Source organism: Rhodococcus sp. D-6 (assembly GCF_040256695.1).
GTDB lineage: Bacteria > Actinomycetota > Actinomycetes > Mycobacteriales > Mycobacteriaceae > Rhodococcus > Rhodococcus pyridinivorans.
The window spans coordinates 4,397,631-4,418,122 of record NZ_CP132970.1 but is presented as its reverse complement, the minus strand read 5'-3'; the positions used below and the strand labels follow the sequence as shown (position 1 = coordinate 4,418,122).

The window sequence follows — 20,492 nt, the reverse complement described above, 5'->3', positions numbered from 1 at the left end:
GCTCTCACCGCTTCGTTCGACGTACGGGCGCACGACCGGAGGAGGAGGACGACGCAGTGCTACGCGCTGCGCGCTTGCGCGGCTTCGGAGGTGCCTCCTCCGAGTCGTCCGGATCTTCGCTGTCGGCCGTCTTCTTGCTGCGGGACGTCCTCGGACGGGATGTGGCGCGGGCTGCACGGCGCCGCGGTGCGGGACGCTCGGGTTCCGGCTCCTCTTCGTCGCCCGAATCCTCCTCGCCCGAATCCTCTTCGTCGGCACCCTCTTCGTCCGTCTCGTCGTAATCCGGCTCCTCGTCCCGATTCCGGCTGCCGCGACGCCTGCTGCCGCGACTTTCCTCCTCGTCGCGTGATTCGTCGTATTCGTCCTCGTATTCGGCGTCCTCGGGTTCCTCCGATCGCCCGCCACCGCTCGCACGGGACTGCAGACGTTCGTTGAGGGCGTCGATCCGGTTGCTGGCCGCGGTCACGGCAGCGGCACGAGCCGCATGCATGAGTTCTCCGCGAACGGATTCGGTGATCTTGTTGATCTCGGGAGACGAGCCGAGCATCGAGGCGCTGCGCTGCAGGAGTTCCTGCGGATTGCTGGGCAGTTTGCCGGTCATTCCGGCGCCGGCGAGCATCATCGCCACCCGCATCTTCTTGGTACGGCCGAGGAAATATCCGATGCCCACACCGAGGGCGACTCGTGCTCCGGGTTTCATCACCGTTCTCCTTCGTATGCCGCGCGTCGTGTGGCGTGCTCGGAAGGGGCCGGGGAGGTCTCGGTACGGTACGCAGCCGATGCGCGTCTTTGTGTGATGCAAACCACAGTACGTCACTCGAGGCCTTGATTCGCGTGCTTCGTCGGCATGCGGATTCCGGAGTGAACGACGGGCTCGAAAAGTACCAATCAGTATGTTGTGCAGCAGGATACGAGGCTTGCTACAGATCTCGACCGGCCGTCCGCGGGCATGCCAAAGAAAGGTTCTCGAGCCGGTAAGGATTCCGGAAACCGGAGGCTATCGCCGCGGATGCACCGGGGTGGCGATCCCTGTCGCCTGCAAAGCGAATGCTGCTTCCGGACCGATGATTTCGCCGACGAGTGCGAGGAAGCGGTCGACGAAGGCCGGCCCGTGGGCCCCCTCGGTGGCGTCGTCGGGATCCTGCGGATCGAGATGGTGCGCGAGTTCGTGCAACACCACCATCTCGCGGAACGCCCACGCGGTGTTCACCCGGTGCTCGGGAAGAGCGATCGTCGCGCAGTCGCGTTCGTAGTGTGCGGCCGCGTTGCCCGCACGGGCCCGCACGCGCACCGGCACGGCGGCGCGCTCCCACCGGGTGCGTACCCAGTCGAGGGCGAGCACGGCGTCGATGTAGTCCTGGACCGAGGCGATGGAGGCGAACCGTCTCTCCACCGGGAGCGTGACGTGGGAACCGGCGACCTCGACGGTCCGCAGACCGCGCTCGTCGGCGCGGTCGAGCATCTTCCGTACGATGGACTCCGCTTCGTACACAGCGGTTCTGCGGGTGTCGCGCACCTTGGTCACCGTTCCAGCCTCCTCGGAGCCGACGGCAGTTCGGGTGCCGTTCCCAGCCGGGCCGCGCGTCCGGCGCGGTCGCCCGCGCGCCGGGCATCGGCCGAGCGCGCCGACGGGGCCCGGTTTCCCCGCCAACTGCCCCGTGCCTGCGACGTACTGCGGTAGAAGTCCTGCAGTTCCAGACTCTTCCCACGCAACACCAACGCCGTACCGGGCGCGGATGTTTCCACCTCGCGTTCGATCTCCTGCTTCGCCTCGGCCAGTCGGGCGCCGATGCGGGCGGCGAACGCCGACTGGAAGTTCAGCCGGGCCGTCACCGCGGCAACGGGCTTGCGCACGCGTGTGCGCACACGGCGGCCACCGCGTTCCTCGACGACGGTGCGCACCGTGGTCTCGTTCCGGTAGGTGCCCTCGCGCAGATATGCGTCGGACGCCCGCACCATCTGCACGAGCAGGGAGGAGTACAGCGCCTCGCACACGTCGATGTCGTCGGCGAAGCCGTAGGCGTAGATGACGGTGGAGTTCGCGGTGATGTCGCACTGCACGTCGTTGGCCCCGGCGATCGCGATGAACAACTGGGCGTAGGTGCGCAGTCCCTTCTTGCCCGTCTCGCCGATGGTGATCAGTCGCTGCACGGGAGTCGCGCGGCGTTCCTTCGCCGCCGTGTGACTGCGCGCGACCGCCAGATCGATCGAGGAGGACGTCGCGAGCCGCTGCGCCGCGGCGAGGAAGGCGTCGGCCTCGTGAGGGTTGTCGGTGGACTCCGCCTGGCGGAGCAACCCGCCGATACGACTCAACATCTTGTCCGAACTCACCCAGCGAGCGTAGAGCTTGGCACCGACTCCGCCCACGAGACCGGGAACACGCACGAAGTTCCTGCGAAACCACCCGCGACCCACCAAGATCGTGCAGATGGACACTGCGGTCGATTTCGTCACCGATATCAACGACACGTTCTGGTATGCGGTGATCGCACTGCTCATCGGTTCGGGCCTGTACTACACGATCCGGTCCCGGTTCATCCAGATCCGGCTCCTGCCCGACATGCTGCGTTCCATCGTGGAGAAACCCGAGAGACAACCCAACGGAGAACCCGGCCTGTCCGCCTTCCGGGCCTTCTCCGTCTCGGCGGCCTCCCGCGTGGGAACGGGCAACGTCGCCGGTGTCGCGATCGCGATCAGCCTCGGTGGTCCCGGCGCGGTGTTCTGGATGTGGGCGATGGCCCTGGTCGGTGCAGCGACCGCTTTCCTCGAGTCCACGCTCGCCCAGCTGTACAAGGTCCGCGACGAGGACGGCAGCTTCCGCGGTGGCCCCGCCTACTACATGCAGTACGGGCTGCGGAAACGCTGGATGGGCATGATCTTCGCGGTCATCATCACGATCACCTACGGATTCGTGTTCAACGCGGTGCAGACCAACTCGATCGTCGACGCCGTCTCGAGTTCCGTCGGCGAGAAGACCATGGCACTCCAGGTGATCGTGGGGCTGGCCGTCGCCCTCATCGTCGGCGCGGTGATCTTCGGCGGAATCCGCCGCATCTCCGGCGTCTCCCAGATCGTCGTGCCGGTCCTGGCGTTCGTCTACCTGGTCATCGGCATCATCGTCGTGGTCCTCAACATCGGCGAGGTTCCGACCATGTTCCGCCTCATCGTCGAGAACGCCTTCGGTCTCGAGGAGGTCATCGGTGGTGGCTTCGGCGCTGCCTTCATGAACGGCATCCGCCGAGGTCTCTTCTCGAACGAGGCCGGCATGGGCTCGGCGCCCAACGCCGGCGCCGCCGCCGCGGTTTCCCACCCGGTCAAGCAGGGCCTGGTCCAGAGCCTCGGCGTCTACTTCGACACCCTGCTGGTCTGCTCGATCACGGCTTTCATCATCCTGCTGTCGGAACCCGAATTCGGCAGCGGTCTCGAGGGCGCCGCTCTGACGCAGAACGCGCTCGCGCTGCAACTCGGTGACTGGACGGTGCACTTCCTCGCCGTGCTGATCTTCTTCCTCGCGTTCACCTCGGTGATCGGCAACTACTACTACAGTGAATCCAACATGGAGTTCCTCACCGGATCGCGCCGCATTCTGCCCTACCTGCGCTCGGCGGTCGTGCTGTGCGTCTTCCTCGGGGCCATCGGCTCGCTGCCGCTGGTGTGGGCGCTGGCCGACCTCGCCATGGGAATCATGGCCACCGTCAACCTCATCGCCCTGATCCCGCTGTCGGGTATCGCCTACGCGTTGTTCCATCACTACAGCGCGCAACGCAAGCAGGGTCGCGACCCCGTCTTCCGCGCCGGTGACGTCCCGGGCGTCCGCGGAATCCAGGTGTGGAACGACGACGACGTCACGCCGGTCGAGAGCCGATCGAGCGACGCACGGTAGATTCCCCTACCGCACGAGCGTGTACCGCTTCGGAAAGGACCTTCGAGATGGCGTCGGTGACCTTCGACAAGGCCACGTGCCTGTTCCCCGGCTCGAGTACGCCTGCGGTCGACGCGCTCGACCTCGAGATCGAGGACGGCGAGTTCCTCGTCCTGGTCGGACCGTCGGGCTGCGGCAAGTCGACCTCGCTGCGCATGCTCGCAGGTCTCGAGGAGGTGCACAGCGGACGCATCCTCATCGGCGACCAGGACGTCACCGGGCAGGATCCGAAGGAACGCGACATCGCGATGGTGTTCCAGAACTACGCCCTCTACCCGCACATGTCGGTCGCGGAGAACATGGGCTTCGCGCTGAAACTGGCCAAGACACCCAAGAACGAGATCCGCGAACGGGTCGTCGAGGTCGCGAAGATGCTCGACCTCGAGCAGTTCCTCGACCGCAAGCCCAAGGCGCTGTCCGGCGGTCAGCGTCAGCGCGTCGCGATGGGGCGCGCCATCGTCCGCCAGCCGCAGGTCTTCCTCATGGACGAGCCGCTGTCGAACCTCGACGCCAAACTCCGCGTGCAGACCCGCACGCAGATCGCACAGCTGCAGCGCCGCCTCGGCACCACCACCGTCTACGTCACCCACGACCAGGTCGAGGCCATGACGATGGGCGACCGCGTCGCTGTGCTCGAGAAGGGCATCCTGCAGCAGTGCGCGTCGCCGCGCGTGCTCTACAACAAGCCCGCGAACGTCTTCGTCGCCGGGTTCATGGGCTCGCCCGCGATGAACCTGTTCCGCCTCCCGGTCTTCGACCGCGGCGCGATGATCGGCGACACCCACGTACCGGTGCCGCGCGACGTGGTCGGCCAGGTCACCGAGAAGGAGGTCGTGCTCGGGATCCGGCCCGAACACCTCGAGATCTCGAACGAGGGTCTGGCCATGGATGTCGACGTGGTCGAGGAGCTCGGCTCGGAGGCCTACGTCTACGGCCGGGCCGACGTCGGCGGGATCGGCCAGCAGATCGTCGCCCGCAGCGACTGGCGCAACCCTCCGCAGAAGGGCGACCGGCTGTACCTGCGCTTCGACCCCGAGCACGTGCACGTCTTCGGAACGTCGGACGGGAAGCGGATCGGCTGATCACCGCTCCGGGATCGGTCTGCGGAGTCGACACTCGACCGATTCAGGATGGGCGGAATGCCGACTTTTACCGGTGCTGCGTGCCACAGTAGTGGCCGGTGTCGGTGCAGCTGGGTCACCGACGTGTGTTCTACGACCTCGAAATGGGGAGTTGTTGATGGTTCTGAATACGAAGGCGATGCGGAGGGCTGCGATCGCCGCTACGGCCGCGACCGCGCTCGTTCTCGCGGGCTGCTCGTCGGACAACGGTGGCGAAGACACCTCGACCGGCGGCGAGGATACCGCTGCTTCCGGTGAGGGCCGCGGCCCGATCACGATCGTCGAGGGGCAGGATCCCCTGAACGCGGCGCTCGAGAGCATCATCGCCGACTGGAACGCCGAGCATCCCGACGAGCAGGTGACGTTCAAGCCGCTGGCCAAGGAGGCCAACGACCAGTACGACGACATCGCCCAGCGGATGCAGGCCCGCAGCGACGAATACGACCTCATCGCCGTGGACGTCACCAACACGGCGGAGTTCGCCGCGAACGGCTGGCTGCTCCCCCTCGAGGACGACCTGGCGATCGACACCGAGGGCCTGCTGCCCGCGACCGTCGAGTCGGGTACCTACAACGGCACCCTGTACGCCGCCCCGAAGAACACCAACGGCGCGTTCCTCTACTACCGCACCGACCTCGTCGACGAGGCCCCCGCGACCTGGGACGACCTGAAGGCCGAGTGCCCGAAGGCCGAGGAGGCGGGTATCGCCTGCTACATCGGTCAGTTCAAGAACTACGAGGGCCTGACGGTCAACGTCACCGAGATCGTCAACGCCTTCGGTGGCTCCTTCGTCGCCGAGGACGGCCTGACCCCGGCCGTCGACGACAAGACGGCCGAGGGCCTGCAGTTCATCGTCGACAACTTCGAGGACGGCATCATCCCGGCCGCCGCGCAGACCTACACCGAGGGCGAGTCGCAGACCGCCTTCGGCAACGGCGAGGCACTGTTCCTGCGCACGTGGCCCGGCTTCTACACCGACGGTGAGACCTCATCGGTCGCCGGCAACTACGGCATCGCCGTCCTGCCCGGCGTCGACGGCCCCGGCGTCTCGACGCTCGGCGGTTACAACGTCGGCATCAGCGCGTTCTCGGATGCTCCCGCCACCGCGCGCGACTTCCTCGAGTTCATGCAGACCCGCCAGGCGCAGATGTACTACGCGGAAGCGGGCGGCGCCCCGGTTCTCGCCGAGGTCTACGACGACGCCTCGATCCTCGAGCAGTACCCCTACTTCTCGACGCTGAAGGAGGCCCTCGAGGCCGCCAAGCCGCGTCCGGCGTCGCCGTACTACTCGGCCGTGTCGAAGGCGATCGCCGACAACGCCTACGCTGCGATCCGTGGCGAGAAGACCGTCCAGCAGGCGCTGGACGACACCCGGGCCGGCATCGAGACCGCCGGCAACTGATGCTCTAGGAGCAGTACATGGCTGACCCGCAGGTCGACACTCCCGCGGATCCGCCACACGCCCCCGCGGTCGGGACCGTCCCCGGTCCCGACCGCGGACGTGTCGGCGGACGTCACCGCGTGCCCGCACCTCCCGTCACGGCGGTGAAGAAGCGGCGCAAGATCCCGGTGTGGATGTTCGTCGCCCCGTCGATGCTCGTCCTGGCCGTGATCATCCTGTACCCGCTCGGACGAGCGGTGTGGATGTCGCTGCACGGTGACTCGAAGCGACTCGACCCCGAGACGGGCCGATTCGTCACCGGGGGTTTCGTGGGGATCGAGAACTACACGCGCTGGATCACCCAGACCTGCAACACCGCCACCGGTTCGATCCCGTGCCCTCCGGGCACCCTCGGCTCCCAGTTCTGGCAGTCGATCTTCAACACCTTCTTCTTCACCGTCGTCACGGTCTCGCTCGAGACGGTGATCGGTTTCGCGATGGCGATCGTGATGGCCAAGTCGTTCCGGGGTCGCGGCCTGCTGCGCGCCTCGGTGCTGGTGCCGTGGGCGATCCCCACCGCCGTCACCGCCAAGCTGTGGTTCTTCATCTTCGCCAACGACGGTGCCGCCAACAAACTGCTCGGCACCGACTACCTGTGGACCGCCGATCCGTGGCCCGCGCGCTTCGCGATCATCGTCGCCGACGTGTGGAAGACGGCACCGTTCATGGCGCTGCTCATCCTCGCCGGCCTGCAGATGATCCCGCAGGACGTCTACGAGGCCGCGAAGGTCGACGGCGCGAACGCCTGGCAGCGGTTCAAGATGATCACGCTGCCGCTGGTCAAGCCCGCCCTCATGGTGGCGATCCTGTTCCGCACCATGGACGCGCTGCGCATGTACGACCTGCCCGCGATCATGATGGGGTCCAATCCGGCGACGTCCACGATCTCGGTGCTCGTCGTCGACCAGATGCGTCAGGGTTCGAACTCCGCGTCCGCCCTGTCGACGATCACCTTCCTGCTCATCTTCGCCGTCGCCTTCGTGCTGGTGCGGTTCCTCGGCGCCAACGCGGTGAGTACGCAGGAGAAGCAGCGTAAGGGGGAGGTCGTATGACCGTCACCACCGAGATTCCTCGGAGCCGGCCGGAGCCGGAGCCCACGCCGGTGCAGACCCGCAAGGTGCCGTTCAAGCGCAGGATGAGCACCGTCGGCACCTATCTGGGTGTCGCGCTGATCGTCATGTGGGGCCTGGCCCCCTGCTACTGGATGATCGTCACGGCCCTGCGCGACCCGTCGGAGACGTTCAGCACGACCCTGTGGCCGTCGAACCCGACACTGCAGAACTTCGCCGACGCGCTCGACCCCGACGCCAAGGTCAACTTCTCGCGGGCGCTGCTCAACAGCGTCATCATCGCCGGCGCCACCACGGCGGTCGCGCTGCTGCTCGGCGTGTTCACCGCCTACGCCCTGTCGCGGTTCGAGTTCCGCGGTAAGTACTTCGTCACCGGCATCATCCTCGGCGCGTCGATGTTTCCGGTCGTCGCGCTCGTGACGCCGCTGTTCCAGCTGTTCACCGACATCGGCTGGATCGGCAAGTACCAGGCGCTGATCATCCCGAACATCTCGTTCGTGCTGCCGCTGACCGTCTACACGCTCACCTCGTTCTTCTCCGAACTGCCGTGGGAGCTCGAGGAGGCCGCCCGCATGGACGGCGCGACGCGCGGGCAGGCGTTCCGCCTGGTCATGCTGCCGCTCGCGGCACCTGCGCTGTTCACCACGGCGATCCTCGCCTTCATCGCGACCGTCAACGAGTACCTGCTGATGTCGCAGCTGTCGAGCGAGAGCACGGCCCCGGTGACGGTGGCGATGGCACGGTTCACCGGCACCGACCCGTACGTCACCCCGTACGCGTCGATCATGGCCGGCGGCACGCTCGTCATGGTGCCGCTCGTGGTGATGGTGCTGCTCTTCCAGCGACGCATCATCTCGGGTCTGACCGCGGGTGGCGTCAAGTCGTGAGGAAGGTTCCGCGCCGGAACCGACTCGAGATGCTGCTCGGCCTGCTCACGGTGTTCACGGTGATGGCCGTGATCTCCGCGGTCGCCGAGCTGACGTCGCCGCAACCCGGCATCGTGCCGTCCCTCGTGCTGCTCGCATTCGTCGTGATGTGGGGGTTCGCGTTCCGCGCGTGGCGCCGATCGGGCTGATTCTGTCGTGACGATGGCCCCGCCGTGACGTGAGAAGGAGCACCGTACCGGTGTTCCGGAGGCGTCTCGTGGTCGTTTCCGTACCATACGGTGGGCGGGAGACCCTCCCGTCCGGATTTTCGGTACCGAGAAAGTGGAACGAGTGACGAGCCCGACAAGGTCGACATCCTCGCGCGCCGCCGCGGCCGCAGCGAAGAAGCGCAGGGGACGCATCGTTCGCTACGCCGTACTCGTCGCGTTCGTTCTCGCCGTGCTCGTCCCGCTCGGGATCTTCGCCACCGCCTACTACTCGGCGGAGGTGCCGACCCCGGCGGACATGAAGACGAACCAGCTCGCGCGGGTCTACGCATCCGACGACGCCACCGAGATCACCCGGGTGGTCCCGCCGGAGGGCAACCGTGTCGAGGTCGGGATCGCGCAGATCCCCGAGCACGTCCGCAACGCCGTGCTGTCGGCGGAGGACCGCAACTTCTACAGCAACCCGGGCTTCTCGATCACCGGTTTCGCACGCGCAGCCCGCGACAACGTCATGGGCAAGGACACCGCCGGCGGCGGTTCCACGATCACGCAGCAGTACGTCAAGAACGTGCTCGTCGGCTCCGATCGCACGCTCGAACGCAAGATGCGCGAACTCGTCATCTCCACCAAGATGGCGCGGCAGTGGTCGAAGGACGAGATCCTCGAGGCGTACCTCAACACCATCTACTTCGGTCGCGGCGCCTACGGCATCGGCGCGGCGTCCCAGGCGTACTTCGGCAAGCCCGTCGAGGAACTGTCGGTCTCCGAGGGCGCCGTCCTGGCCGGGGTGATCCAGACACCGTCGTCGCTCGACCCCGAGTACAACCTGCCTGCCATCGAGGAGCGCTGGAACTACGTGCTCGACGGCATGGTCGAGATGAAGGTCCTCGACCCGGCCGAGCGGCCGGACCAGGTGTTCCCCCCGACGGTGCCGTCGGACACCCTCGTGCTGGCCACCGAGGCGACCGGACCGGAAGGTCACATCCGTACCCAGGTGCTGCGTGAGCTGTCCGCGGCGGGGATCAGCGAACAGGCCCTCAACACCGAAGGTCTGCGCATCACTACCACCATCGACCTGAAGGCCCAGCAGGCGGCGATCGACGCCGCTCGGTCCACGCTGTCCGGCGAACCCGGGGAACTGCGCACCGCCGTGGTCTCGATCGATCCCCGCTCCGGTGCCGTGCGCGCCTACTACGGCGGTGAGGACGGTGCCGGTTTCGACTTCGCACAGGCCCCCGTCCAGACGGGTTCGGCGTTCAAGGTGTTCGGCCTGCTCGCCGCGCTCGACGACGGGATCGGCCTCAACGCGCGTTTCGACAGCTCCCCGCTCACGGTGGGCAATATCCGCATCGGCAACGTCGAGGGTGAGTCGTGCGGACGTTGCACGATCGCCGAGGCGCTCAAGCGGTCGCTGAACACGAGCTTCTACCGGCTCATGATGTCCATGTCGAACGGCCCGCAGAAGATCGCCGACGCCGCGCATGCGGCGGGGATCCCGCTGACGATCCCCGGGGTCGAGGGGCAGACGCTGAGCGAGAACGGCGGTCCGCCGGAGGGCGGCATCGTCCTCGGCCAGTACCAGGCACGGGTCATCGACATGGCTTCCGCCTACGCGACGATCGCCGCGTCCGGTGTCTTCCACGAGCCGTACTTCGTGCAGAAGGTCGTCACGGCCGACGGTGTCGTGCTCCTCGATCGTCCGCCGTCACCCGGCGAGCAGCGCTTCGACGCCGCGGTCGCCGACAACGCAACCCAGGCCATGATGCCGATCGCCGCATACTCGCGCGGGCACGCGCTCGCCGGTGGCCGGCCGTCGGCGTCGAAGACCGGCACCACGCAGCTCGGCGACACCGGGTTGAACAAGGACGCCTGGATGGTCGGGTACACGCCGTCGCTGTCGACGGCCGTGTGGATGGGCACCCCCGACGCCGGGGCGATCACCAACAGCTGGGGCGGGTCGATCTACGGTTCCGGACTGCCGTCGGACATCTGGAAGAGAACGATGGACGGCGCCCTCGAAGGCACGCCAGTCGAGAGCTTCCCGTGGCCGGCGTCGATCGGTGGTCAGGCGGGTGTCCCGAAGGACGCCGGCATCGAGGCCACCACCGCTCCCCCGGCGCCGACCTTCCAGCTGCCCGACCTGTCGAACCTGCCGCCGATCACGATTCCCGCGCCCCCGGTCGATCTGCCTGTCCCCGTGCCTTCGCAGATCGAGGTGTTCCCCGGCGTGACGATCCAGATCCCCGGCTTGTAGATCCGCACTCCACCCATCGAGGGGAGGTCGTGTGCGTGTTCCCGTCCGGGAACGCACACAACCTCCCCTTCGTCGTCGAGGCGGTTCGGGTCTACGGCCCGGCCAGCACCGTCGGCAGCAGCGCGGCCGAACAGTCGACGACCTCGTCGACGCTCGGTGTGCCTTCGCGGAACCGGTCGATGGCCAGCGACTCCACGAACGCCCACCACGCCCGCAGCCGCATGCGGGTGACGGGGGTGTCATCGCAGCCCAGCGCCGCAACGACCCGCTCGACCATGGTGTCGCGCATCGAGTCGTGGATGTCGCGGATCTGAGGGTCGGAGCCGACGCCGCTGTGGAAGAACGTCTGGTAGTTGTCGCCGTGGCGGTCGATGAACGACACGAACGGGTGCAGCACCGCCCGGAGGGGATCCTGCTCGTCCGGATCGGGATCCGCCGCGCGGAGCAACCGGCGTGATGCGGCGCCGACGACGGCGACGTAGAAGTCCTGCTTCGTGGGGAAGTAGCGGAACAGCAGGCCGCGGGAGATGCCGGCGATCTCGGCGACGCGATCGATCGACAGGGCGTGGATCGGGCGCGTCGACAGCTCCTGCAGCCCGATCGCCACGAGTTGCCGTCGACGTTCCTCGGGTGGCAGGCGACGCCGTCCTTTGGACGCCTCTTGTCGCGGGGTGCTCACACCGATAGCCTAACTGAGCATCGCTCAGTTACGACCGCCCGACCGGGCAGATTCCCGGTCGAACTCGACGGAAGGCACCCGATGGATTTCGCACAGTCCGAGCGCAGTCGCGACTATCTCGAACGCCTCCGAGCGTTCATCGTCGCCGAGGTCACGCCCGTCGAACAGCGACTGCGGGCCGAGCGACGCACCCCGGGCGAGGGACGACGCGACATCGACGCCGCCGAGAGGTGGGCCGTCTCCCCCGAATTCCGCGAGCTGCAGCGCAAGGCCCGCGCCGAGGGCCTGTGGAACCTCTTCCTGCCCGACGCCGAACTCGGTGCCGGACTGTCGAACATCGAATACGCCCCGCTCGCCGAGGAGATGGGCCGCTCGCAGTTCGCCTCCGCGGTGTTCAACTGCGACGCCCCCGACACCGGCAACATGGAGGTCCTCTACCACTACGGCAGCGAGGCGCAGAAGGAACAGTGGCTGCGCCCGCTCCTCGACGGTGAGATCCGTTCGGCCTTCTGCATGACCGAACCCGAGGTCGCGTCGTCGGACGCGACGAACATGGCCGCGACCGCCGTGGTCGAGGGCGACGAGATCGTGCTCAACGGCCGTAAGTGGTGGAGCACCGGCGTCGGCCATCCCGACTGCAAGGTGCTCATCTTCATGGGCCTGACCGATCCGGAAGCCCACAAGTACCAGCGACATTCGATGGTCCTCGTGCCCTTCGACACCCCCGGCGTGAAGGTCGAACGCATGCTCCCGACGATGGGCTTCTTCGACGAGCCCGGCGGCCACGGCGAGGTGTCGTTCACCGACGTGCGACTGCCGCTCGATGCCGTCATCGCCGGTCCCGGAAGAGGATTCGAGATCGCCCAGGGCCGGCTCGGTCCCGGCCGCATCCACCACTGCATGCGCCTCGTCGGGCTGGCCGAGCACACCCTCGAACTCGCGTGTCGCCGCGGCCTCGAGCGCACCGCCTTCGGCAAGCCGATCATCAACCTCGGTGGCAACCGCGAACGCATCGCCGACGCCCGTATCGCGATCAACCAACTGCGGCTGCTCGTCCTGCACGCGGCCTGGCTGCTCGACACGCAGGGACTCGCCGGAGCGCGCTCGGCGGTCTCGGAGATCAAGGTCGTCGCACCGCGCGTCACCCAGCAGATCGTCGACTTCGCCATCCAGATCCACGGTGGTGGCGGCCTTTCCGACGACTTCCCCCTCGCCGGTGCGTGGACGGTGGCGCGAGCACTGCGTCTCGCCGACGGACCCGACGAGGTGCACCAGGGGCTCGTCGCCCGGTTCGAACTCGGCAAGTACGCGTGAGAGGGAGATTTCGACGATGACCACACTTCCCGACAACGCCCGCACCGTTCGCGAGGAAGACGCCTTCGACGTCGACGCGGTCGCGGCCTGGCTCGCCGAGCACGCCGGCATCACCGGAGTGCCGGAGGTCCGCCAGTTCTCCGGCGGCGCATCCAACCTGACCTACCTGCTGCGCTATCCGGATCGCGATCTCGTGCTGCGCCGGCCGCCGGCCGGGGCGAAGCCGTCGTCCGGTCACGACATGGCACGCGAGTACCGCATCCAGTCGATGCTCGCACCGGTCTACCCCTACGTGCCCACCATGATCGGCCTGTGCACCGATCACAGCGTGCTCGGCAGCGACTTCTACGTCATGGACCGCGTTCCCGGAAACATTCTGCGGACGAATCCGCCCACGCAACTCGACCTCTCCGAAGCGGATACCCGCACCCTGTGCCTGCGCATCGTCGATCTGCTCGTCGAACTGCACGGCATCGATCCGGAGTCCGCAGGACTGTCCGAACTGGGTCGCGGATCCGGTTACGTCGCACGGCAGGTCGCGGGCTGGACGTCGCGCTACGCCAAGGCCCGCACCGACAACGTCCCCGACTTCGCCCGTGTCACCGAGTGGTTGGCGGCTCGGCAGCCGCAGGACGTCGCGCAGACCGTGATCCACGGCGACTTCCGGCTCGACAACATCGTCCTCGACGAGAACGATCCGCTGAATCCGGTCGCGGTCCTCGACTGGGAGCTGGCCACCATCGGCGACCCCTTGATGGACCTCGGCTCGTCGCTCGCCTACTGGGTCCAGACGGACGACGACGACATGCTGCTGCTGACGAAGCGACAGCCGTCCGATCTCCCCGGCATGCTCACTCGTCAGGAGATCGTCGAATACTATTCCGAGCGAACCGGACTGCCGGTGGACGGTTGGGGATTCTACGAGGTGTTCGGACTGTTCCGCCTCGCCGTGATCGCCCAGCAGATCTACTACCGCTATCACCACGGCCACACCTCCAATCCTGCCTTCAAGGACTTCTGGATCGTGGTCGGCTATCTCGAATCCCGTTGCAGTGCATTGATCGATCGATACGAGAAGGAGAGCCGATGAGCCGCCCGCAGCGACGGAACATCCTCATCACCGGTGCGAGTTCCGGCCTCGGTGCCGGAATGGCGCGTGAATTCGCCGCGCGAGGAAGGAATCTCGCGCTCGCCGCTCGGCGCGTCGAACGGCTCGAGGAGCTGCGGGACGAACTGCTCGCCGCGTACCCGGGCATCACCGTGAGCGTGCGCGCTCTCGATGTGAACAAGCACGACGACGTGTTCACCGTCTTCCGCGAGTTCGACGAGGAGCTCGGTGGTCTCGACCGGGTGATCGTCAACGCCGGCCTCGGCAAGGGACAACCGCTCGGTACCGGCTACTTCCGCGCGAACGCCCAGACGGCGAACACCAACTTCCTCGGTGCACTGGCGCAGAGCGAAGCGGCCCTCGAGCTCATGCGGCCCCGTGGGCGCGGGCACGTCGTCCTCATCTCGTCCATGAGCGCGGTGCGGGGCATGCCGCGCAACCTGACGACCTACGCCGCGTCGAAGGCCGCCGTCGCCTCGCTCGGTGAGGGGATGCGGGCCGACCTCGCCGACACCGACATCTCGGTGAGCACGATCTTCCCGGGATACATCCGGTCGGAGATCAACGAGAAGGTGAAGAAGGTCCCGTTCATCGTCGACACCGAAACAGGTTGTCGCGCACTGGCGGCTGCGATCGAGAAGGAACCGGCCAAGGCGTACGTGCCGGGCTGGCCGTGGATTCCGCTCGGCTACGCGATGAAGGTGCTGCCGCTGTCGGTGATCCGGAAGATGGCGTAGGCGGGTCCGGAACCCACAGCGGCAACGGCGAAGGCCGCATCCCACGTGAGGGATGCGGCCTTCGCCGGAAATACTGCGGGAGAACGACTTACGCGTCGGCTCCGATGATGAACGCCTCGAGCTGGGCACGAGCGGAATCGTCGGCCATCTGGACCGGCGGGGACTTCATCAGGTATGCCGAAGCCGGGAGGATCGGGCCGCCGATGCCGCGGTCCTTGGCGATCTTCGCCGCGCGGATGGCGTCGATGATGATGCCGGCCGAGTTCGGGGAGTCCCAGACCTCGAGCTTGTACTCGAGGTTCAGCGGGGCGTCACCGAAGGCGCGACCCTCCAGGCGGACGTATGCCCACTTGCGGTCGTCGAGCCACTGCACGTAGTCGGAGGGGCCGATGTGCACGTCGCGGTCGTGGACCTTGCCGGCGAGGGGGCCGTTGAGGTTCGACGTGACGGCCTGGGTCTTGGAGACCTTCTTCGACTCCAGACGCTCGCGCTCGAGCATGTTCTTGAAGTCCATGTTGCCGCCGACGTTGAGCTGGTACGTGCGGTCGAGCACGACACCGCGGTCCTCGAACAGCTTTGCCATCACGCGGTGGGTGATGGTGGCGCCGACCTGCGATTTGATGTCGTCGCCGACGATCGGGACACCGGCGTCGGTGAACTTCTGCGCCCACTCGGGGTCGGAGGCGATGAACACGGGGAGAGCGTTGACGAAGGCGACGCCCGCGTCGATGGCGCACTGCGCGTAGAACTTGTCGGCCTCTTCGGAACCCACGGGGAGGTAGGAGACGAGAACGTCGACCTGGGCGTCCTTGAGCGCCTGAACCACGTCGACGGGCTCGGTGTCGGACAGCTCGATGGTCTCGGCGTAGTACTTGCCGATGCCGTCGAGCGTGTGGCCGCGCTGCACGGGCACGCCGAGCGGCGGCACATCGGCGATCTTGATGGTGTTGTTCTCGCTCGCGAGGATCGCCTCGGACAGGTCGAAGCCGACCTTCTTGGCATCCACGTCGAACGCGGCGACGAACTGGACGTCGCGCACGTGGTAGGGACCGAATTCGACGTGCATCAGGCCGGGGACGGTGGTCTCGGCGTCCGCATCCTTGTAGTACTCGACGCCCTGGACCAGGGAAGAGGCACAGTTCCCCACGCCCACAATGGCCACGCGCACCGCGGTGCTGTTCTCACCCATGGTCGGGTTCTCCTTCTTTGTTGCGTGCTGCTGACGACTGCTCGGCGGCGATGAGTTCGTTGAGCCAGCGCACCTCGCGCTCGCTGGACTCGAGGCCGAGCTGATGGAGCTGACGGGTGTAACGATCGAGTGTGCCGCTGGCCCGTCCGATCGCATCGCGGAGCGCTTCTCTGCGCTCCTCGACCTGGCGGCGCCTGCCTTCGAGAATTCGCATCCGCGCTTCGGCGGGAGTGCGACCGAAGAAGGCGAGGTGCACGCCGAATCCGTCATCGGTGTAGTTCTGCGGTCCCGTGTCGGCGACCAGCTCGGTGAAGCGTTCTCGACCCTTCGGGGTGAGCTGATAGACGCGGCGGGCACGTCGTTTCACGGGACCGGGAATTCCCGGATCCTCTTCGATGAGGCCGTCCGCCTGCATCCTCCGCAGAGTCGGATAGAGCGACCCGTAGGAGAAGGCGCGGAAGGCTCCGAGGAGCCCGGTCAGACGCTTGCGCAGCTCGTAGCCGTGCATGGGCGATTCGAGGAGGAGCCCGAGTATCGCCAGTTCCAGCACGGGTCACCTCCTGTTTCCGTTCGAACCAACCGATTGATACGACACGGAACTATATCGCGCCGATATATACAACGATACGCCCCATACGGTTCGTGTCACGTCCGGTTGCGGGCGGGCACCCTTCTCCGGACCCGATCGGACATGCGTCGGTGCCACCTCGACCACCCGTCTTCGATGTCCGGTGGGCCACTCCCCGCCCCTCGCCGCATCGCCCGCACGTACTCTGGAAGCCGTGCGAATTCAGCGGCAGGTGGTGGACTACGCGTTGCAGCGGCGCTCGCTGCTCGCAGAGGTCTACTCGGGGCGACGCGGAGTCAGCGAGGTCTGCGACGCGAGCCCCTATCTGCTGCGGGCGGCGAAATTTCACGGCCGGGGCAGCGATGTGATGTGCCCCATCTGCCGTAAGGAGCAGTTGACCCTTGTCTCGTGGGTCTTCGGCGACAAACTCGGTCCGGTGTCCGGGTCGGCGCGCACCCCCGAAGAGTTGGTGCGTCTGGCCGCCAGCCAGGAGGAATTCTCGGTTCACGTGGTCGAGGTGTGCCGCACCTGCAGCTGGAATCACCTGGTGCAGTCGTACGTCCTGGGATCGCAACCAGCACCCAAGAGCCCGCGTCGCCGGTCGACGGGATCGAGCCGTCGTACCGCCAGCGAGTGAAGGGGTACCGGCAACGTGCCCGTACGCTTTCTCGTGGAGTTCGCTCCTGGGTCCGACCCGCACGACCTGATCGTCGCGTCGTCCGCTGCGCACATCGTCGATCGACTGCCGTCCGTCGGCATCGCCGATCGGCTCTTCGTGGAGCAGTGTCGAGGCCGCGGCGTGATGCGTCGCGAGAACAGTTGGAGATGAGTACGTGAGTTCCCCCGACAACGAACCCGAGGACAACAAGGCCGTCCCGCCCCAGCGCAGCGGTCCCGCCGGACCGCAACCCGGGCAGCAACGTCCCGGTCCTCCTGCCGGTGCCGGTCAGGGACAGCCGGGTCCGGGACAGCCCGCTCCGGGACAGCAGCGCCCTGCCCAGGGCCCGGTGCAGGGTCGTCCGTTGCCGCCGCAACCGCGCCCGCAGGGTCAGCCGGGAGCACAGGGCCAGCCGGGCCGACCGGGCGGACAGCCCGGTGGCCCCGCAGGTCAGCAACCGCCGCGCCCCGGCAGCCGGCCGCCGTACCCGCCCCAGGCTCCCGGTCCGGGGCAGCGTCCTCAAGCCCCCGTCCAGGGACAGCGCCCTCAGTCCCCCGGCCAGGGACAGCGTCCTCCGGCTCCCGGTCAGGGGCAGGGGCCGGGCCCCCAGCAGGGCCGACCGGGACAGCCGTACCCACCGCGCGGACCGGTGCCCGCCCCGGGCGCCAACCAGCCGCGTAACCCCAACCAGTCGATGCCGCCGCGGCCCGGCACGTTGCCGCCCGGCGCGGTGCCTCCCGTCCAGCGCACGCCGCAGGCCGATCCGACCGTCGCCATGCGTCCCGGAGCGGACGCGGCAGGTGCGCAGCGTCCCGGAGCGGACGCGGCAGGTGCGCAGCGTCCCGGAGCGGATGCCCCGACGCAGCGGGTCTCCGCGGCGAGCGCTGCAGTCGGTGCGAGTGCTGCAAAGAGTGCGAGTGCTGCGGACGATGCACCCACGACGCGCGTTGCCGGTGGCCCGCCCGCAGGCGGACCTCCCACGGTTCCGCCCGGTGGCGGTTCGGGTGGCGGCGCCGGGGGTGGAAAGGGCGACGGCAAGAGCAACCGCTGGCGCACGATCCGCCGGATCGGTTACGGCGTGGTCGCCGCCGGCATCCTCGTCCCGATCCTCATGTTCATGCTGGCGTACATCGTCCAGGACGTGCCGCGCCCCGGTGAGCTGCAGACGAACCAGGCCGCGACCATCTTCAACTCCGACGGTCAGGGTGTCATCACGAAGGTGATCCCACCGGAGGGCAACCGCACCGAGGTCGAACTCGACGCGATCCCCGTGCACGTCCGCAACGCCGTGCTCGCCGCCGAGGACCGCGATTTCTACAGCAATCCCGGCTTCTCGGTCACCGGCTTCGCGCGTGCCGCCCGCGACAACGTGCTCGGCCGCGACAGCGCCGGTGGTGGTTCGACCATCACCCAGCAGTACGTGAAGGTCGCCGTCGTCGGTTCCGAGCGGACGTTGACGCGAAAGCTCAAGGAGCTGGTGCTGTCGACGAAGATGGCGAACCAGTGGGCCAAGGACGACATCCTCGCGGCCTACCTCAACACCATCTACTTCGGTCGCGGTGCCTACGGCATCGCAGCGGCGTCGAACGCGTACTTCGGCAAGCCCGTCGGTGAGCTCACCGTCGAGGAGGGCGCCGTGCTCGCGTCGTCGATCCAGTTGCCGTCGCTGCTCGATCCCGAGCAGAACCCCGAGGGTGCGGAGGCGCGCTGGAACTACGTGCTCGACGGCATGGTCGCCGCCGGCACGCTCGATGCCGCCGAACGGTCGGGTATGAAGTACCCGGCCTACGTGCCGATCGCTGAGCTCGACAACGGCGACCAGTCGTCCGGCCCCGAAGGTCTGATCAAGAACCAGGTGCTCGCCGAGTTGTCCCGCGAGGGCATCGACGAGAATCTCCTCAATACGGCCGGTCTCCAGATCACCACGACGATCGACCCCCAGGCCCAGCAGTCGGCGGTCGAGGCGGCGCAGAGCAATCTCGAGGGCGAACCCGAGGAGTTGCGTACCGCGGTGGTGTCGGTCGATCCCCGGTCCGGGGCGATCCGCGCCTACTACGGCGGGGAGAGCGGTGTCGGTTACGACTTCGCCCAGTCCGGTCTGCAGACGGGGTCGTCGTTCAAGGTGTTCGGCCTGGCCGCCAACCTCGACCAGGGCGTGCCGTTGTCGCAGACCTACGACAGCGGTCCGCTGACGGTCAACGGCATCAAGATCGGCAACGTCGAGGGCGAGTCGTGCGGGCAGTGCACCATCGCCGAAGCGCTCAAGCGGTCGCTGAACACGAGCTTCTACCGGATGATGCTCGAGATGGACAACGGCCCGCAGGCCATCGCCGACATGGCGCACAAGCTGGGTGTCGCGAAGGAACTGCCGGGCATCGGTGAGACACTCACCGAGCCGGAGGGCGTCGGCCCCAACTACGGCATCGTGCTGGGCCAGTACCAGTCGCGCGTGCTCGACATGGCCTCGGCGTACGCCACGCTCGCGGCGTCCGGCCGTCATCACGAGCCGTACTTCGTGCAGAAGGTCGTGACGTCCGACGGCGAGGTGCTCCTCGACCGTGGCACCCCTGCCGGTGAGCAGGTCGTCGACGCGGCGGTGGCCGACAACACCACTTCCGCGATGACCCCGATCGCCGCGTACTCGAACGGCCACGCCCTGGCCGGCGGCCGTCCGTCCGCGTCGAAGACCGGTACCGCTCAGCTCGGCGACACCGGCTCCAACAAGGACGCGTGGATGGTCGGTTACACCCCGTCGCTGTCGACCGCGGTGTGGGTCGGCACCGAGGAGGGCCTGCCCCTCGAGAACAGCTGGGGCGGCATGATCTACGGCTCGGGTATCCCGTCGGACATCTGGAAGGACACGATGGACGGCGCTCTCGAGGGCACCGAGGTCGAGTCGTTCCCGAAGCCGGAACCGATCGCCGGTGTCTCCGGCGTGCCGGCGTGGACCGCGTCGACGACAGCTCCGGCCACCCGTGAGCAGACCACCACCTCGCGTGTCGTGCCGAGTCTTCCCGAGGTTCCGGAGATCACCACGCAGAACGTGGAGATCTTCCCCGGCGTCACCATCCCCGTTCCGGGTGTCGCCCCGCAGACGACCACCCAGAACGCGCCCTCCCGTCCCGGCAACGGCGGTCAGGAGGAGGAGAGCGAGGATACCGGCGGCGGAACCGGCGGTGGTACCGGCGACGACTCCGACGAGGGTGGATCGCCTCCGCAGAACCGCATCCCGGGACTCGAGAGCCCCGCGATCCCGGGCGCGCAGGGAGGCGGATTCCAGGGCGCGCAGGGCGGTAGTCCCCAGGGCGCGTTCGAATACGCTCCGGCCGGGTAGCCTC

At 67.5% G+C, this 20,492-nt stretch carries 19 protein-coding genes; 13 read left to right on the top strand and 6 right to left on the bottom strand.

From position 1 onward, the window contains the following. Positions 1-4: 4 nt before the first annotated feature. The 3 genes from RBB84_RS20780 to RBB84_RS20770 all read right to left on the bottom strand — a co-directional run bounded on the left by RBB84_RS20780 (position 5) and on the right by RBB84_RS20770 (position 2,331). Positions 5-700, bottom strand: coding sequence for a hypothetical protein (locus RBB84_RS20780; RefSeq protein WP_254583475.1), 696 nt, complete (start codon positions 698-700; stop codon positions 5-7). A 297-nt stretch (positions 701-997) separates the two neighbouring features. After that, positions 998-1,525, bottom strand: a complete 528-nt coding sequence (locus tag RBB84_RS20775; RefSeq protein WP_019290529.1) for a TIGR04338 family metallohydrolase — start codon at positions 1,523-1,525, stop codon at positions 998-1,000. After that, on the bottom strand, positions 1,522-2,331 hold the full coding sequence (locus tag RBB84_RS20770; protein WP_033098495.1) for a DUF2786 domain-containing protein: 810 nt from the start codon (positions 2,329-2,331) through the stop codon (positions 1,522-1,524). The genes RBB84_RS20775 and RBB84_RS20770 overlap by 4 nt, the downstream gene beginning before the upstream one ends. 97 nt (positions 2,332-2,428) lie before the next feature. Here RBB84_RS20770 and RBB84_RS20765 point away from each other — a divergent pair, with 97 nt between their 5' ends. From RBB84_RS20765 to RBB84_RS20735, 7 genes are all read left to right on the top strand, one after another. Beyond that, the gene (locus RBB84_RS20765) at positions 2,429-3,883 is read left to right on the top strand and encodes an alanine/glycine:cation symporter family protein (protein WP_024102480.1); all 1,455 of its coding nucleotides are present in this window, start codon (positions 2,429-2,431) and stop codon (positions 3,881-3,883) included. Between the two features lie 47 nt (positions 3,884-3,930). Further along, on the top strand, positions 3,931-5,004 hold the full coding sequence (gene ugpC / locus RBB84_RS20760; RefSeq protein WP_006550833.1) for a sn-glycerol-3-phosphate ABC transporter ATP-binding protein UgpC: 1,074 nt from the start codon (positions 3,931-3,933) through the stop codon (positions 5,002-5,004). Between the two features lie 157 nt (positions 5,005-5,161). After that, complete coding sequence (locus RBB84_RS20755; RefSeq protein ID WP_138845174.1) at positions 5,162-6,445, top strand: ABC transporter substrate-binding protein; 1,284 nt, start codon at positions 5,162-5,164, stop codon at positions 6,443-6,445. Between the two features lie 17 nt (positions 6,446-6,462). Next, positions 6,463-7,536: a sugar ABC transporter permease gene (locus RBB84_RS20750; protein ID WP_019290533.1), complete on the top strand. Its 1,074-nt coding sequence runs from the start codon at positions 6,463-6,465 to the stop codon at positions 7,534-7,536. Between the two features lie 83 nt (positions 7,537-7,619). Beyond that, entirely contained in the window at positions 7,620-8,441 is an 822-nt protein-coding gene (locus tag RBB84_RS20745; protein WP_064256104.1) for a carbohydrate ABC transporter permease, read from the top strand. Next, a complete protein-coding gene (locus RBB84_RS20740; protein WP_006550829.1) occupies positions 8,438-8,629 on the top strand; it encodes a hypothetical protein in 192 nt (63 codons plus the stop codon). The genes RBB84_RS20745 and RBB84_RS20740 overlap by 4 nt, the downstream gene beginning before the upstream one ends. 142 nt (positions 8,630-8,771) lie before the next feature. Continuing rightward, entirely contained in the window at positions 8,772-10,901 is a 2,130-nt protein-coding gene (locus tag RBB84_RS20735) for a transglycosylase domain-containing protein (protein ID WP_024102479.1), read from the top strand. Positions 10,902-10,992: 91 nt separating this feature from the next. Here the strand turns inward: RBB84_RS20735 and RBB84_RS20730 are convergent, their stop codons facing one another. Continuing rightward, positions 10,993-11,580: a TetR/AcrR family transcriptional regulator gene (locus RBB84_RS20730; RefSeq protein WP_024102478.1), complete on the bottom strand. Its 588-nt coding sequence runs from the start codon at positions 11,578-11,580 to the stop codon at positions 10,993-10,995. 81 nt (positions 11,581-11,661) lie between these two features. On the opposite strand from RBB84_RS20730, the gene RBB84_RS20725 reads away from it, so the two are divergent. The 3 genes from RBB84_RS20725 to RBB84_RS20715 are packed head-to-tail and all read left to right on the top strand — an operon-like array spanning position 11,662 to position 14,739. Then, complete coding sequence (locus tag RBB84_RS20725) at positions 11,662-12,894, top strand: acyl-CoA dehydrogenase family protein (RefSeq protein ID WP_350246694.1); 1,233 nt, start codon at positions 11,662-11,664, stop codon at positions 12,892-12,894. A gap of 16 nt (positions 12,895-12,910) precedes the next feature. Continuing rightward, positions 12,911-13,984 (top strand): phosphotransferase family protein, encoded by a 1,074-nt coding sequence (locus RBB84_RS20720; protein WP_350246692.1) that lies wholly within the window; start codon positions 12,911-12,913, stop codon positions 13,982-13,984. Further along, positions 13,981-14,739: an SDR family oxidoreductase gene (locus tag RBB84_RS20715; protein ID WP_006550823.1), complete on the top strand. Its 759-nt coding sequence runs from the start codon at positions 13,981-13,983 to the stop codon at positions 14,737-14,739. The genes RBB84_RS20720 and RBB84_RS20715 overlap by 4 nt, the downstream gene beginning before the upstream one ends. An 88-nt stretch (positions 14,740-14,827) precedes the next feature. Here the strand turns inward: RBB84_RS20715 and RBB84_RS20710 are convergent, their stop codons facing one another. Both RBB84_RS20710 and RBB84_RS20705 read right to left on the bottom strand, forming a co-directional pair. Continuing rightward, complete coding sequence (locus RBB84_RS20710) at positions 14,828-15,928, bottom strand: inositol-3-phosphate synthase (RefSeq protein ID WP_006550822.1); 1,101 nt, start codon at positions 15,926-15,928, stop codon at positions 14,828-14,830. Further along, positions 15,921-16,478, bottom strand: coding sequence for a PadR family transcriptional regulator (locus tag RBB84_RS20705; RefSeq protein ID WP_006550821.1), 558 nt, complete (start codon positions 16,476-16,478; stop codon positions 15,921-15,923). The genes RBB84_RS20710 and RBB84_RS20705 overlap by 8 nt, the downstream gene beginning before the upstream one ends. Before the next feature lie 253 nt (positions 16,479-16,731). Here RBB84_RS20705 and RBB84_RS20700 point away from each other — a divergent pair, with 253 nt between their 5' ends. The 3 genes from RBB84_RS20700 to RBB84_RS20690 all read left to right on the top strand — a co-directional run bounded on the left by RBB84_RS20700 (position 16,732) and on the right by RBB84_RS20690 (position 20,488). After that, positions 16,732-17,133, top strand: a complete 402-nt coding sequence (locus RBB84_RS20700) for a DUF5318 family protein (RefSeq protein ID WP_006550820.1) — start codon at positions 16,732-16,734, stop codon at positions 17,131-17,133. A 15-nt stretch (positions 17,134-17,148) separates the two neighbouring features. Beyond that, a complete protein-coding gene (locus RBB84_RS20695; protein WP_153811623.1) occupies positions 17,149-17,325 on the top strand; it encodes a hypothetical protein in 177 nt (58 codons plus the stop codon). Between the two features lie 523 nt (positions 17,326-17,848). Then, positions 17,849-20,488, top strand: a complete 2,640-nt coding sequence (locus RBB84_RS20690; RefSeq protein ID WP_350247699.1) for a transglycosylase domain-containing protein — start codon at positions 17,849-17,851, stop codon at positions 20,486-20,488. Positions 20,489-20,492 lie beyond the last annotated feature (4 nt).